Here is a 13,200-nt window from a genome sequence, read left to right as displayed (position 1 = left end):
CTTCACCCCCTGAGATCCACCAACAACGGCGGCGCGTGCTCCCCCCGCACACTGGTCAACGACAACACCGCGTGCCCGGCCGGAACCCCGTGCGCCAACTCGGAGGCGGACCAGCGTTCGCGTTCTACTTGGCGGACGGTGACCGCGTCCGTGGTCACCGGCTTGCCGGTACCCAGTTTCCGGACGGCGTGGATCATCCGGGTCAGTGGCTGGTCCGCGAACACCGTGTGCTTGGCGACCTCCGTCGTCTCCACCCACTCCGTGCCCCACGCCTGCGCGAACAGCGCACCCTCCCAGGTCGTGATTCCCGAGCAGGCGGCGTGACAGCCGACCGCCGCGATCAGCGGCTGCCTCAGGTGTTCGGGCACATCGGCCAGGGACCGCAGGCTCAGGACCACACCCGCACGGCTGTCCCGGAGCCTGCGCAGGGCGCGTACCGACCCGGAGGTGATCGCATGCGCCGCGTCGTCCAGGACCAGACAGGCGAACAGCGAACGATCCACCCGTGTCGCCATGCTCGCCGTGAACTGGGCGATCACCAGTCGAGCCAGCAGCTGGGCGGCTTCGGGGTGGGTCCGCTCCGGCAGGTCGATCCTTACTCGCAGGGGGTGGTCGAGCGACCGCAGAGTGAAGGGCCGCGCACGGTCCGAAGTGTCGAAGAATCCCGCGAACACGGGACGGTCCAGGCAGCCGAGCCGGTCGGCAAGCGCTATTCCGACGTCTCCCGGATTGCCGGCCTGCCGCACTCGCGCGTCCAACTCCCGGTGCAGCAGGGAGTGCTTGTGCGGGTCGAGCATCGACTTCAGCCGGTTCAGCGCCGACGGCTCCGCGTCCAGCAGTTCCCGCAGTTCGGACACGGACGGGAACCGGCCGTGGACCGTGCGGAACGGCCCGAGAAGCTGGGTCAGCACGGTCACCGCGCGCCGCAGCTCGACCTCGGACCAGTCTCCGGCCAGGGCGTCCGCGAGGAGGCTGGCCGCCTCGTCGGGGTCGTCCGTCCCACCGTAGAGATCGAAATCATGCTCCGATGTGCGGTCCCCCGGCTTGATCACGACGTCGTAGCCGTGATCCGCGCCCATGGCCGATCCGGCGGCGCCCACCATGACGAGGGCCGCCTGCCCCGACAGCGCCTGGAGGGCGAGGGACTCCGCGATGGGCCGCACCAGACGGGCGGTCTTGCCCGAGCCGGAGGGGCCCACCACAAGCAGCGACGTGCCCAGCGTGCCGGGGTCCACGGCAGCACCTGCGGCGCGCTGAGCAGCGGGTGTGCGCTCCGTGTCTGCGTACCGGCCGATGCGTACCTGGGAGGTCAGCAGGTCATGGAGGGTGGTGCGGCCGGGAAGGTCACGCTGCCCGGAGGGATGCAGGCAGGCCCGGGCCCCGTCGCTGAACACGGCGGACGTGAACGCGTTCAGACGCGCCGGGTCGGCCACGACCGAGGACCAGGCACGACGGATCCTCGCGCAGTCCACATCGTTCATCCGCCCCGTACGCGCCTCCTCGGTCAGCCGCTCGGCCACGGCGTGCTGGCCGTAGGCATGGAGGTCGGGCCAGTCCGTGTCCTCGGCGACCGGTTCTTTCCCTGGGCCGTCGGCCACCTGTCGGGCGGCGCCTCGCCGACCGCGGAACAATCCCCTCCAGTCGCCCGCCACGGCGAGCGGCCAAAAGATCAGCAGCGTGAGCACGGTCTTGAGCATCTTGAGCCGGTCCAGCGTGGCGACGGCATCCCCTGACACAAAGAGCCAACTGCCCGGCGTCACGCTCACGGCGAGCTTGTAGTACGACAGAAAACCGTGCCAGGCGACCAGCCAGGCGAGGAGTGCCCCGAGGACGGCGGCGCGTAGCGCGCGCGACGGCTGCGGCCGGTCGGTGACATACCGGCGGAGCACCTCTTTCCAGTTGCCCACACGCGCGAAGTAGTACAGAACGAGCGTGGCGAAGAGGCTGTCGTAGATGGCACTGGCGGTGAAAGCCGCGCGCGGCGGATCGATGCCCCACCAGTCGGACGGCGTGACCAGTTCCAGCAGGATCCTCTTGTGCGGCACCAGATTGTTGACCCAGAGCGACCACACGAGGAGGGCTGCCAGCAGGGCACCCACGGCTCCCGTCAGCAGCGCGCGGTCGGAGACTTTGCCGTCGCTCTCCTGGGGGCGCGGACGGTACCCGAAACGCCAGAGGCCAGGGGCGGCTTCCGGGCGGGGGGTGCGCAGCCACCGCAGGAAAGCCGAGCCGTCGGCGGGCGCCGGTGTGGCAGGAGGGGCCGTCGGTTTGGGGGGGAGGGCCGTCGCTTCTGGGGGGTGGGTCGGATGGGGTACCGGGCCCGGGTGGGTTTTGCGAGTGTTGTGGGTTTCGTCGTTGTGCATCCGCCCTGCCCCCTGACCAGCCGATCCGTCCACCGTCAGCGAGCAATCTAGTGCCTGGGGAGGGGAGTTCGGGGGTTGCGGGGCCGGAGGAGGCGTCGAGGGGGCCGGACGGTCGTACGCTCGCTATGTCCACCGCGGACAACCGCGGCGGCGTACAGCGCCCACATGGAGCATGCCCACCTCCCCGCACCCGCCTTAGCCTGCGAGAAAAGAAGGCAAGCGTCCGTATTACCCCCAGGAGCCCCGCATGACCGCACTTCCGCAGGAGCGCCGCGTCGTCACCGCCATCCCCGGCCCGAAGTCGCAGGAGCTGCAGGCCCGCCGCACCGCCGTGGTCGCCCAGGGCGTGGGCTCCACGCTGCCGGTCTTCGTCACGCGCGCCGGCGGCGGTGTCATCGAGGACGTGGACGGCAACAGCCTGATCGACTTCGGCTCCGGTATCGCCGTGACCAGCGTCGGCGCCTCCGCCGAGGCCGTCGTACGCCGTGCCTCCGCCCAGCTCGCGGACTTCACCCACACCTGTTTCATGGTCACCCCGTACGAGGGCTACGTGGCCGTCGCCGAGGCGCTGGCCGAGCTGACGCCGGGTGACCACGCCAAGAAGTCCGCGCTGTTCAACTCCGGCGCCGAGGCCGTCGAGAACGCCGTGAAGATCGCGCGGGCGTACACCAAGCGGCAGGCCGTCGTCGTGTTCGACCACGGGTACCACGGGCGCACCAACCTGACCATGGCGCTGACCGCGAAGAACATGCCGTACAAGCACGGCTTCGGCCCGTTCGCGCCCGAGGTGTACCGCGTCCCGGTCGCCTACGGCTACCGCTGGCCGACCGGTGCGGAGCACGCCGGTCCCGAGGCCGCCAAGCAGGCCATCGACCAGATCAGCAAGCAGGTCGGCGCGGAGAACGTGGCCGCGATCATCATCGAGCCGGTGCTCGGCGAGGGCGGCTTCATCGAGCCGGCCAAGGGCTTCCTGCCCGCGATCCGCCAGTACGCCGCCGACAACGGGATCGTCTTCGTCGCCGATGAGATCCAGAGCGGGTTCTGCCGGACCGGGCAGTGGTTCGCTTGCGAGGATGAAGGCATCGTCCCGGATCTCATCACCACCGCCAAGGGCATCGCCGGTGGTCTGCCGCTCGCCGCGGTGACCGGCCGCGCCGAGATCATGGACGCGGCGCACGCCGGTGGCCTGGGCGGCACGTACGGCGGCAACCCGGTCGCCTGCGCCGGTGCGCTCGGCGCCATCGAGACCATGAAGGAGCTCGACCTCAACGCCAGGGCCAAGCACATCGAGGAGGTCATGAAGGGCCGCCTCGCCGCCATGGCCGAGAAGTTCGACATCATCGGCGAGGTCCGCGGCCGCGGCGCCATGATCGCCATCGAGCTGGTCAAGGACCGCGCCACCAAGGAGCCGAACCCGGAGGCCACCGCCGCGCTGGCCAAGGCCTGCCACGCCGAGGGCGTGCTGGTCCTGACCTGCGGCACCTACGGCAACGTGGTCCGCTTCCTGCCCCCGCTGGTCATCGGCGAGGACCTGCTGAACGAGGGTCTGGACGTCGTCGAGCAGGCGCTCGCCCGTATCTGAGATCCGGGTCCCGGCCCGTATCCGGGATTCCGGTTTTCCGGCTGCGGCAGGCCGTGTGAAGAAGGTGTGCGGGGTGCATGTCGGGACGGGGATCCGTCTGCCCAAGCGCCTCGGCCTGCCGTAGGTTCTACCCAGATGAGAGATGCACCCCGTCCACGGGGGACCGTGGACGACCTCAGGCCGGGGCCTCCCCAGCTTCGACCTGGTCGTGCCTTCGCGCACACAACCGGCGCCTGACGCCGGGATCTCCTCACCGATCGGACGGTCGCCGCCCCAAACCCCCCGGGGCGTGCGACGTTCCGGTCCGGACGGCCGCCCCGTGACCACCCCCCCTGTTCCGGGGCGGCCGACCTCCTTCTCCGGGCACGCTCACGAATACAGCCCCGGTACGGCCCGGCCCGCGCCCGCCTGCCAAGCTGGCCCCCGTGTCGCACCCCGTCCACCGCGCCCGCCGCGTCCGCCGCGTCCGCCGCGTCCTTCTTCTCGGCATCCCGGGCCCCGTCGTCCTCTTCCTGCTGCTCACCTGGCAGGTCCTCGGCCACGGCCCGCTGCTGCGCGCGGACGCCCGCCTCAGCCGGGACCTGGTCCGGCCGGACGGGTTCGCGCAGTTCCTCTCCGACCTCGGCGATGTCCAGGTCGCCGTGCCGGTCCTCGTCGTCGCCGCCGGGTACGCCCTGTGGCGGGGGCGCGGCGCCGGGCACGCCCGCTGGTGGCTGCCGCCGCTCGCCGCCGCCGTCCTGATGGCGCTGCTCCCGGCGCTCGTGGTGCCGCTGAAGGACTGGATCGCCCGGCCGGGGACCCCCGTGGTGCCCCCGGCCACCGGCTACTTCCCCTCCGGGCACACGGCGACCGCCGCCGTGGCCTACGGCTCCGCGACCCTCCTGCTGCTGCCCTGGCTCCGCTCCCGCGCGGCCCGCCGGGGCGTCCTCGCCCTCTGCGCGGCCCTGGTCCTGGGCGTCTCGTACGGACTGGTCCGCCATGGCTACCACTGGCCGCTGGACGTGCTGGGCAGCTGGTGCCTGAGCGCGGCCCTGCTGACCGCGCTCGGGGCGCTGCCGGGGTTCAGCCGAAGTAGCCGTCGAACGTCTTCTGGAACTCCCAGTTCGAGTAGTGGTCCCAGTTGATCGACCAGGTCATCAGGCCGCGCAGATCCGGCCAGGTGCCATGGGTGGTGTACGAGCCGCAGTTGGTCTTCTTCGTCAGGCAGTCCAGGGTCTTGGTGACCTCGGACGGGGCGACATAGCCGTTGCCCGCGTTGACGGAGGCGGGCATGCCGATCGCGACCTGGTCGGGGCGCAGCGGCGGGAAGACGTTGTTCGGGTCGCCCGCCACCGGGAAGCCGGTGAGGAGCATGTCGGTCATGGCGATGTGGAAGTCGGCGCCGCCCATGGAGTGGTACTGGTTGTCCAGGCCCATGATCGGGCCGGAGTTGTAGTCCTGGACGTGCAGCAGGGTGAGGTCGTCGCGCAGGGCGTAGATCACCGGGAGGTAGGCGCCGCAGCGCGGGTCCTGGCCGCCCCATTTGCCGGTGCCGTAGTACTGGTAGCCGTTCTGCACGAAGAAGGTCTCCGGGGCCATCGTCAGCACGAACTTCGCGCCGTACTCGGCCTTCAGGGTCTTCAGCGCGGAGATGAGGTTGACGATCACGGGCGTGGTGGGGTTCTTGAAGTCCGTGTCGCTGGTGTCCAGGGACAGCGAGTGGCCCTCGAAGTCGATGTCGAGGCCGTCGAGGCCATAGGTGTCGATGATCTTCGAGACGGAGGAGACGAAGGCGTCCCGGGCGGCCGTGGTGGTCAGCTGGACCTGGCCGTTCTGGCCGCCGATGGAGATCAGCACCTTCTTGCCGGCCGCCTGCTTGGCCTTGATCGCCGCCTTGAAGTCGGTGTCGCTCTCGGCGTTCGGGCAGTCGGTGACCGGGCAGCGGGTGAACTCCACGTCCCCGGAGGTCGGTGAGGTGGGCTCGGCGAAGGCCAGGTCGATGACGTCCCAGCTGTCGGGGACGTCCGCGAGCCGGGTGTATCCGGAGCCGTTGGCGAAGCTGGCGTGGAGGTAGCCGACGAGGGCGTGGGCCGGGAGACCGGCGGAGCCGCCACCGCCCGGGTCGCCGCCCGTTCCGCCGGTGCTCGTGGTCACCACCACCGCCGCCGACTTCGCGGACTCCCCCGCGCTGTTGACCGCCGTGACCTGGAAGCTGTACGCCGTCGAGGCGGTGAGCCCGGTGACGGTGGCCGACGTCCCGCTCGCCGACTGGACCTTGACGCCGTCGCGGTAGACCGCGTACCCGGTGGCACCGCTCACCGCCGACCAGGACAGGGCGACGGACGAGGCGGTGACGGAGGAGGCGGTCAACCCGGCCGGTACGGCGGGCGGTTGGGTGGTGCCGCCGCCCCCGCCGGGGCCGGTGAGCGAGAGGTCGTCGGAGCCGTAGGCGCCCGTGCCGTACCAACCGTGGGTGTACACCGTGACCTTGGTGGTCGAGGGCCCGGTGGTGAAGGTGGTGCTCAGCTTCTGCCAGTCCGGCGCCGACTGGGTCCAGGTGGAGACATCGGTGGTGCCGGTGCCGCTCGCGCCCAGGTAGACGTACGAGCCCCGGACGTAACCGGCCAGTGTGTACTGGGAGTTGGGCTGCACGCTCACCGTCTGCGCGCACTGGGCGTCGTCACTGCCGGCCGGGGTGGCTTGAAGCGCGGAACTGCCGCTGTGTACAGGCGAGTTGACGGCCGTACCGGAGGAGGCGGAGCAGGTCCAGCCGGAGAGGCCGGACTCGAAGCCGCCGTTCTGGAGCACGTCCGCGTCGGCCGCGCGCGCGGCCGACGAGAGCGCGGTGAGGCCGGGCACGGCGAGGGCCGTGGCCGCGAGGAGGGCGAGCAGGGGTCTGGAGCGGTCCACAAAGACCTCCGGGCAGGGGGGAGTTGGAGGGTGGAACGGCACTCAATTTGGTCCAGACCAATCCCGGTGTCAAGAGACGCGCGCGCTACCCGTCCTCCCCCGCCCCCAGCACCAGGCGGGCCGCCGCCTCGTGCATCGCCAGTTCCAGCAGTGCCGCGTCGGTCAGCGTGCCGGAGCCGTCCGGCGGCACCAGCCAGCGCACCCCCCGGCTCGCCCGGCCCGGATGCGGTACGACGATCCAGGTGCCGTTCCCCGCGGCGCGCACCCCGGTGCCCAGCCAGCGCTCCGCGGTGCCCGGCGCCACGAAGAACCCGATCCGGTTGTCGCCGAAGTCGGCGAGCACCGGGCCGGTCCTGTCGAGCATCCGGGTCAGCACGTCCAGCGTCGGGTGGCCCAGATGGGCCGGGAGGATCAGCACGTCCCAGGCCCGGCCCGCGGGCAGCAGCGCGACCCCGTGCGGATTGCGCTCCCACTCCCGGCGGCACCCCCGGGGATCCGGTGCCACGGATGCCAGCCACTCCACCGCCGTCTTCGTCCCGCCCATGAGCAGGCCTCCCGCTCTCCTCGGTGCGCGACGCGAGCGCGCCGCCTCGGGGGGAGAGAGGGAGGCCGTACCGGAGCATTACGCGGGTTCCGGGACCCTTACGGGGTGACCTGGGTCACGCGAACTAGCTGTCGAAGCCCAGGCCCAGCTTGTCCATCGTGCGCAGCCACAGGTTCCGGCGGCCGCCGTGGGCGTCCGCGCGGGCCAGCGACCACTTGGTGAGGGCGATACCGGTCCAGGCGAACGGCTCCGGCGGGAACGGCAGCGGGCGCTTGCGCACCATCTCCAGCTCGGTGCGCTCGGTGCGCTCCCCGTCCAGCAGGTCCAGCATCACGTCCGCGCCGAAGCGGGTCGCGCCGACGCCGAGGCCGGTGAAGCCCGCCGCGTAGGCCACCTTGTCCTGGTGGGCGGTGCCGAAGAACGCCGAGAAGCGGGAGCAGGTGTCGATCGCGCCGCCCCAGGCGTGGGTGAAGCGGGTGCCCTCCAGCTGCGGGAAGCAGGTGAAGAAGTGCCCGGCGAGCTTGGCGTAGGTCTCGGGGCGGTCGTCGTACTCCGCCCGGACCCGGCCGCCGTAGTGGTGGACGGCGTCGTAACCGCCCCACAGGATCCGGTTGTCGGCGGACAGCCGGAAGTAGTGGAACTGGTTGGCGCTGTCGCCGAGTCCCTGCCTTCCCTGCCAGCCGATCTCCGCGAGCTGCTCCGCGCTCAGCGGCTCGGTCATCAGCGCGTAGTCGTAGACCGGGACGGTGTACGAGCGCACGCGCCGCAGCAGGCTGGGGAAGATGTTGGTGCCGAGCGCGACCTTGCGGGCGCGGACGGCGCCGTACGGGGTGCGGACGGCCATCCCGGCGCCGTACTGCTTGAGGGTGAGCGCGGGCGTGTGCTCGTACACCCGCACCCCGAGCCGGACGCACGCCTGCTTCAGGCCCCAGGCGAGCTTCGCCGGGTGCAGCATGGCGACGCCCCGGCGGTCCCACAGCCCCGCCTTGAAGGTCGGCGAGTTCACCTCGGCGCGCAGGGCGGACTCGTCCAGGAAGTCGACGCCGTCCGCGAGGCCCTGCTCCTGGAGTTCCTTGTGCCAGTCGCGCAGCTCCGCGGCCTGGTAGGTCTCGGTGGCCACGTCGATCTCGCCGGTGCGCTCGAACTCGCAGTCGATGCCGTGCCGGGCGACGGCCGCCTCGATCTCGTCGAGGTTGCGCCGCCCCAGCTCCTCCAGCTTGTGGATCTCCCCGGGCCAGCGGGTCAGCCCGTTGGACAGGCCATGGGTGAGGGAGGCGGCGCAGAAGCCGCCGTTGCGGCCGGAGGCGGCCCAGCCCACCTCGCGGCCTTCCAGCAGGACCACATCCCGCTGCGGATCGCGCTCCTTGGCGATGAGCGCGGTCCACAGTCCGCTGTAGCCGCCGCCGACGACCAGCAGGTCGCAGGTCTCGGAGCCGGTGAGGGCGGGCTCGGGCGCCGGCCTGCCGGGGTCTTCCAGCCAGTACGGGACCGGCTGGGCTTCGGAGAGAGAGGAGATCCAGTTGTCTTGGCCACGACTCATGGCGCTTGGGGCCATGATTTCAACTCCCTACAGAGCTTTTCGCGCTTTTCGGCTTACGCCTTTTGACTGTTACGGCGATTGTTGATCAGCATCGACACGAGCACCAGCAGCACCGCGAGAAGGAACATCGCCGTGCCGATCACATTGATCTGAACGGGCGTTCCGCGCTGTGCCGAGCCCCAGACGAACATGGGGAAGGTGACGGTCGAGCCGGCGTTGAAATTGGTGATGATGAAATCGTCGAAGGAGAGCGCGAAGGACAGCAGCGCGCCCGCCGCGATTCCGGGTGCCGCGATCGGCAGGGTGACCCGCAGGAAGGTCTGCACGGGCCCGGCGTACAGGTCCCGGGCGGCCTCTTCCAGGCGCGGGTCCATCGACATCACGCGCGCCTTGACGGCGGTGACGACGAAGCTCAGACAGAACATGATGTGGGCGATCAGGATCGTCCAGAAGCCCAGCTGGGCGCCCATGTTGAGGAACAGGGTGAGCAGCGAGGCGGCCATGACGACCTCGGGCATCGCCATCGGCAGGAAGATCAGCGAGTTGATGGCGCCGCGGGCGCGGAAGCGGTAGCGGACCAGCGCGAAGGAGATCATCGTGCCGAGGACGGTGGCGCCCAGCGTCGCCCAGACGGCGATCTGGAGGCTGATGGACAGCGAGTTGCACATGTCGGCGACGCCGCACGGCTGTTTCCAGGCGTCCAGGGAGAACTGCTGCCACTGGTAGTTGAAGCGCCCCTTCGGTTTGTTGAAGGAGAACACCGTGACGATGACATTGGGCAGCAGCAGATACGCGAGGGTGCAGAGTCCCGCGATGACGACGAGATGGCGCTTGAGCCAGTTGACGACGGGCATTTAGACCAGGTCCTCCGTCCCGGACCGGCGGATGTAGATCGTCACCATGGCCAGGATCGCGGCCATGAGGATGAAGGAGAGGGCCGCCGCCGTCGGATAGTCCAGGATGCGCAGGAACTGCGTCTGGATCACATTGCCGATCATGCGGGTGTCGGTGGAGCCGAGGAGTTCGGAGTTGACGTAGTCACCGGCCGCCGGGATGAAGGTCAGCAGCGTGCCGGAGACCACGCCCGGCATCGACAGCGGGAAGGTCACCTTGCGGAAGGTGGTCGAGGGCCTCGCGTACAGATCGCCGGCCGCCTCGTGCAGCCGTCCGTCGATCCGCTCCAGCGAGGTGTACAGCGGCAGGATCATGAACGGCAGGAAGTTGTACGTCAGTCCGCACACCACCGCGAGCGGGGTGGCCAGCACCCGGTCGCCGGCCGTCCAGCCGAGGAAGTTGGTGAGGTCCAGGATGTGCAGCGAGTTGAGCGCGTGCACGACCGGGCCGTTGTCGGCGAGGATCGTCTTCCAGGCCAGGGTGCGGATCAGGAAGCTGGTGAAGAACGGCGCGATCACCAGGATCATGATCAGGTTGCGCCAGCGGCCCGCGCGGAAGGCGATCAGATAGGCCAGCGGGTAGCCGAGCAGCAGGCACAGCACGGTGGCACCGGCGGCGTAGAAGATGGACCGCAGGAACTGGGGCCAGTACTCGGAGAGGGCGTTCCAGTAGGTCGCGAAGTGCCAGGTGACCTTGTAGCCCTCCTCCAGGGAGCCCGTCTGCACGGACGTGCTGGCCTGGTAGACGAGGGGCAGCGCGAAGAAGACGACCAGCCACAGGATGCCGGGCAGCAGCAGCCAGTACGGGGTGAACCGGCCGCGTTTGCGCGGGGGCTTGGCCGTGGATTCGGCGGGGGCGAGCGGCGGGGGCGCCTCGGTGAGCGTCGACATCAGGCGGCGACCTCTTCCCCGGTGCCCGCGTCGATGGCCTGGGCCGCGTCGAGGCCGAAGGTGTGCGCGGGGCTCCAGTGCAGGACGACGTCCGCGCCGGGGACCAGCCGGGCGTCCCGCTCGACGTTCTGGACGTAGACCGAGAGTTCGGCGCAGGCCGGGCTGTCGATGACGTACTGCGTGGAGACGCCGATGAAACTGGCGTCGGCGATCTTGCCGGTGAGGCGGTTGCGGCCCTCGGGGACGCTGCCCGCGTCGTCGGCGTGGGAGAGCGCGATCTTCTCGGGGCGGATGCCGACCAGCACCTTGCCGCCGGCCGGGGCGGGGGCGCTACATCGCGCGGCGGGCAGCACCAGCTTGTCACCGGCGGCCTTGAGCACGATGTCGTCGCCGCTCTTCGTGTCGACCTCGGCCTCGATCAGGTTGGAGGTGCCGAGGAAGTTGGCGACGAAGGTGGTCCGCGGGTTCTCGTACAGGTCGGTGGGGGCGCCGAGCTGTTCGACGCGGCCGCCGTTCATCACCGCGACCGTGTCGGCCATGGTCATGGCCTCCTCCTGGTCGTGCGTGACATGGATGAAGGTGATGCCGACCTCGGTCTGGATGCGCTTGAGCTCCAGCTGCATCTGGCGGCGCAGCTTGAGGTCGAGGGCGCCGAGCGGCTCGTCGAGGAGCAGCACCTTGGGGTGGTTGATCAGCGCGCGGGCGACGGCGACGCGCTGCTGCTGGCCGCCGGAGAGCTGATGCGGCTTCTTGCGCGCCTGCTCGCCGAGCTGGACCAGGTCCAGCATGTCCTCGACCTGCTTCTTGACGCTCTTGATGCCGCGTCGGCGCAGACCGAAGGCGACGTTCTCGAAGATGTCGAGGTGCGGGAAGAGGGCGTAGGACTGGAAGACCGTGTTCACGGGCCTCTTGTACGGCGGCAGATGGGTGACGTCCTGGTCGCCGAGGTGCACGGTGCCGCTGGTCGGCTCCTCCAGGCCCGCGATCATGCGCAGGGTGGTGGTCTTGCCGCAGCCGGAGGCGCCGAGCAGGGCGAAGAAGGAGCCCTGCGGCACGGTGAGGTCCAGCGGGTGTACGGCGGTGAAGGCGCCGTAGGTCTTGCCGATACCGGAGAGGCGGACGTCGCCGCTGTTGTCTGTCGTCATCGTGGTCGTCACGCCCCTGTGAGCTTGGAGAACTTCTGCTGGTAGGCGGTCTCTTCCTTCTGCGTCAGGGCGCGGAAGGGGTGGGACTTCGCCTGCATGGCCTTGTCGGGCACGATCAGCGGGTTGCTCGCGGCCGACTTGTCGATTTTGGCGAGGTAGGGAACGACTCCCTCGACCGGGCTCACGTAGTTGACGTAGGCGGCGAGTTCGGCGGCCGGCTCGGGCTCGAAGTAGTAGTCGATGAGCCGCTCGGCGTTCGTCTTGTGGCGCGCCTTGTTGGGGACCAACAGGTTGTCGGTCGACGTCATGTAGCCGCTGTCCGGGATGAGGTAGCCGACGTCCGGGTTGTCGGCCTGGAGCTGGACGATGTCGCCGCCCCAGGCGACGCAGGCGGCGATGTCGCCCTTGGCCAGGTCGGAGGTGTAGTCGTTGCCGGTGAAGCGGCGGATCTGGCCCTTGTCGACGGCCTTCTGAAGGCGGGCGATGGCCGCGTCGTAGTCGTCGGCGGTGACCTTCGCCGGGTCCTTGCCGAGGTCGAGCAGGGTCATGCCGACGGTGTCGCGCATCTCGGTCAGGAAGCTGACACGGCCTTTGAGCTTGGGGTTGTCCAGGAGGTCGGAGACCGATTTCACCTCGATGCCGTCCAGGGCCTTCTTGTTGAAGGCGATGACGGTGGAGATGCCCTGCCAGGGGTAGGAGTAGGCGCGGCCCGGGTCCCAGTCGGGGTCGCGGAACTGGTCCGAGAGGTTGGCGAAGGCGTGCGGCAGATTGGCCGCGTCCAGCTTCTGGACGTAGCCGAGCCGGATCATGCGGGCGGCCAGCCAGTCGGTGAGCACGATCAGGTCGCGGCCGGTGTCCTGGCCCGCGGCGAGCTCCGGCTGGATCTTGCCGAAGAACTCGTCGTTGTCGTTGATGTCCTCGGTGTACTTGACCTGGACGCCGGTCCGCCTGGCGAACGCGTCGAGGGTGGGGTGGTGCTTGCCCGAGTCGTCCACGTCGATGTACTCGGGCCAGTTGGAGAAGTTGACGATCTTCTCGGTGGCCGAGTGGTCGTCGGCGGACACACCGCCCTGGTTCTTGCTCGCGGCGGGGATGCCGCAGGCGCTCAGCGTCCCGAGTCCGCCGATCGCCAGCGCGCCACCGGCACCGGCGCGCAGCAGCGAACGGCGGGTCGGCGCGGCCCTGCCGCTGCGGAAACTCCGGCGTATGGCGGCCTTTTCGACCGGTGTCAGGCGGTCGGGCTCGTAACTCTCCATGCGCGTGGTGGCCTTTCGGGAGGGGAGGGGGTGCCCGGTGGAGGGGACGGGCGTCGTACCCGGCGAAGCGGACCGCGGGCGGGGGGACCCGCGGCCG

The 13,200-nt window shown here is 70.0% G+C and carries 10 protein-coding genes; 2 read left to right on the top strand and 8 right to left on the bottom strand.

Features of this window, described 5'->3' with window-relative positions; all coding sequences use genetic code 11:
- Positions 1-2: 2 nt before the first annotated feature.
- Complete coding sequence (locus ACLF5H_RS08310; RefSeq protein ID WP_421675409.1) at positions 3-2,099, bottom strand: ATP/GTP-binding protein; 2,097 nt, start codon at positions 2,097-2,099, stop codon at positions 3-5.
- A gap of 511 nt (positions 2,100-2,610) precedes the next feature.
- Between ACLF5H_RS08310 and gabT the strand changes: the two genes are divergently transcribed.
- Both gabT and ACLF5H_RS08300 read left to right on the top strand, forming a co-directional pair.
- Positions 2,611-3,945, top strand: a complete 1,335-nt coding sequence (gabT, locus tag ACLF5H_RS08305; protein WP_421675408.1) for a 4-aminobutyrate--2-oxoglutarate transaminase — start codon at positions 2,611-2,613, stop codon at positions 3,943-3,945.
- Positions 3,946-4,370: 425 nt separating this feature from the next.
- The gene (locus tag ACLF5H_RS08300; RefSeq protein WP_421675407.1) at positions 4,371-5,069 is read left to right on the top strand and encodes a phosphatase PAP2 family protein; all 699 of its coding nucleotides are present in this window, start codon (positions 4,371-4,373) and stop codon (positions 5,067-5,069) included.
- Here ACLF5H_RS08300 and ACLF5H_RS08295 read toward each other — a convergent pair.
- The 7 genes from ACLF5H_RS08295 to ACLF5H_RS08265 form a co-directional block, all read right to left on the bottom strand.
- Positions 5,008-6,834: a chitinase gene (locus ACLF5H_RS08295; protein ID WP_421675406.1), complete on the bottom strand. Its 1,827-nt coding sequence runs from the start codon at positions 6,832-6,834 to the stop codon at positions 5,008-5,010. The genes ACLF5H_RS08300 and ACLF5H_RS08295 overlap by 62 nt on opposite strands.
- A gap of 85 nt (positions 6,835-6,919) precedes the next feature.
- Complete coding sequence (locus ACLF5H_RS08290; protein WP_421675405.1) at positions 6,920-7,378, bottom strand: hypothetical protein; 459 nt, start codon at positions 7,376-7,378, stop codon at positions 6,920-6,922.
- Between the two features lie 124 nt (positions 7,379-7,502).
- Positions 7,503-8,933, bottom strand: a complete 1,431-nt coding sequence (locus tag ACLF5H_RS08285) for an NAD(P)/FAD-dependent oxidoreductase (RefSeq protein ID WP_421675404.1) — start codon at positions 8,931-8,933, stop codon at positions 7,503-7,505.
- A gap of 38 nt (positions 8,934-8,971) precedes the next feature.
- The gene (locus ACLF5H_RS08280) at positions 8,972-9,772 is read right to left on the bottom strand and encodes an ABC transporter permease (RefSeq protein WP_421675403.1); all 801 of its coding nucleotides are present in this window, start codon (positions 9,770-9,772) and stop codon (positions 8,972-8,974) included.
- Positions 9,773-10,702 (bottom strand): ABC transporter permease, encoded by a 930-nt coding sequence (locus ACLF5H_RS08275; protein WP_421675402.1) that lies wholly within the window; start codon positions 10,700-10,702, stop codon positions 9,773-9,775. It abuts the gene before it with no gap.
- A complete protein-coding gene (locus ACLF5H_RS08270; protein WP_421675401.1) occupies positions 10,702-11,847 on the bottom strand; it encodes an ABC transporter ATP-binding protein in 1,146 nt (381 codons plus the stop codon). The genes ACLF5H_RS08275 and ACLF5H_RS08270 overlap by 1 nt, the downstream gene beginning before the upstream one ends.
- Before the next feature lie 8 nt (positions 11,848-11,855).
- Positions 11,856-13,103 carry an ABC transporter substrate-binding protein gene (locus ACLF5H_RS08265; RefSeq protein WP_421675400.1) on the bottom strand — a complete coding sequence of 416 codons (1,248 nt, stop codon included), beginning with the start codon at positions 13,101-13,103 and terminating at the stop codon, positions 11,856-11,858.
- Positions 13,104-13,200: the final 97 nt, after the last annotated feature.

Origin of the sequence: Streptomyces sp. LaBMicrA B280 (assembly GCF_049222185.1) — a bacterium.
Taxonomy (GTDB): domain Bacteria; phylum Actinomycetota; class Actinomycetes; order Streptomycetales; family Streptomycetaceae; genus Streptomyces; species Streptomyces murinus.
Note: the sequence above shows the minus strand (reverse complement) of the source record. Positions and strands in the feature narration are given on the sequence as shown.

What these genes read in the sequence shown, in the direction of transcription:
- gabT (WP_421675408.1), top strand. Translation starts at nt 2,611, where the DNA reads ATGACCGCACTTCCGCAGGAGCGCCGCGTCGTCACCGCCATCCCCGGC.
- ACLF5H_RS08290 (WP_421675405.1), bottom strand. Translation starts at nt 7,378, where the DNA reads ATGGGCGGGACGAAGACGGCGGTGGAGTGGCTGGCATCCGTGGCACCG.
- ACLF5H_RS08285 (WP_421675404.1), bottom strand. Translation starts at nt 8,933, where the DNA reads ATGGCCCCAAGCGCCATGAGTCGTGGCCAAGACAACTGGATCTCCTCT.
- ACLF5H_RS08280 (WP_421675403.1), bottom strand. Translation starts at nt 9,772, where the DNA reads ATGCCCGTCGTCAACTGGCTCAAGCGCCATCTCGTCGTCATCGCGGGA.
- ACLF5H_RS08275 (WP_421675402.1), bottom strand. Translation starts at nt 10,702, where the DNA reads ATGTCGACGCTCACCGAGGCGCCCCCGCCGCTCGCCCCCGCCGAATCC.
- ACLF5H_RS08270 (WP_421675401.1), bottom strand. Translation starts at nt 11,847, where the DNA reads ATGACGACAGACAACAGCGGCGACGTCCGCCTCTCCGGTATCGGCAAG.
- ACLF5H_RS08265 (WP_421675400.1), bottom strand. Translation starts at nt 13,103, where the DNA reads ATGGAGAGTTACGAGCCCGACCGCCTGACACCGGTCGAAAAGGCCGCC.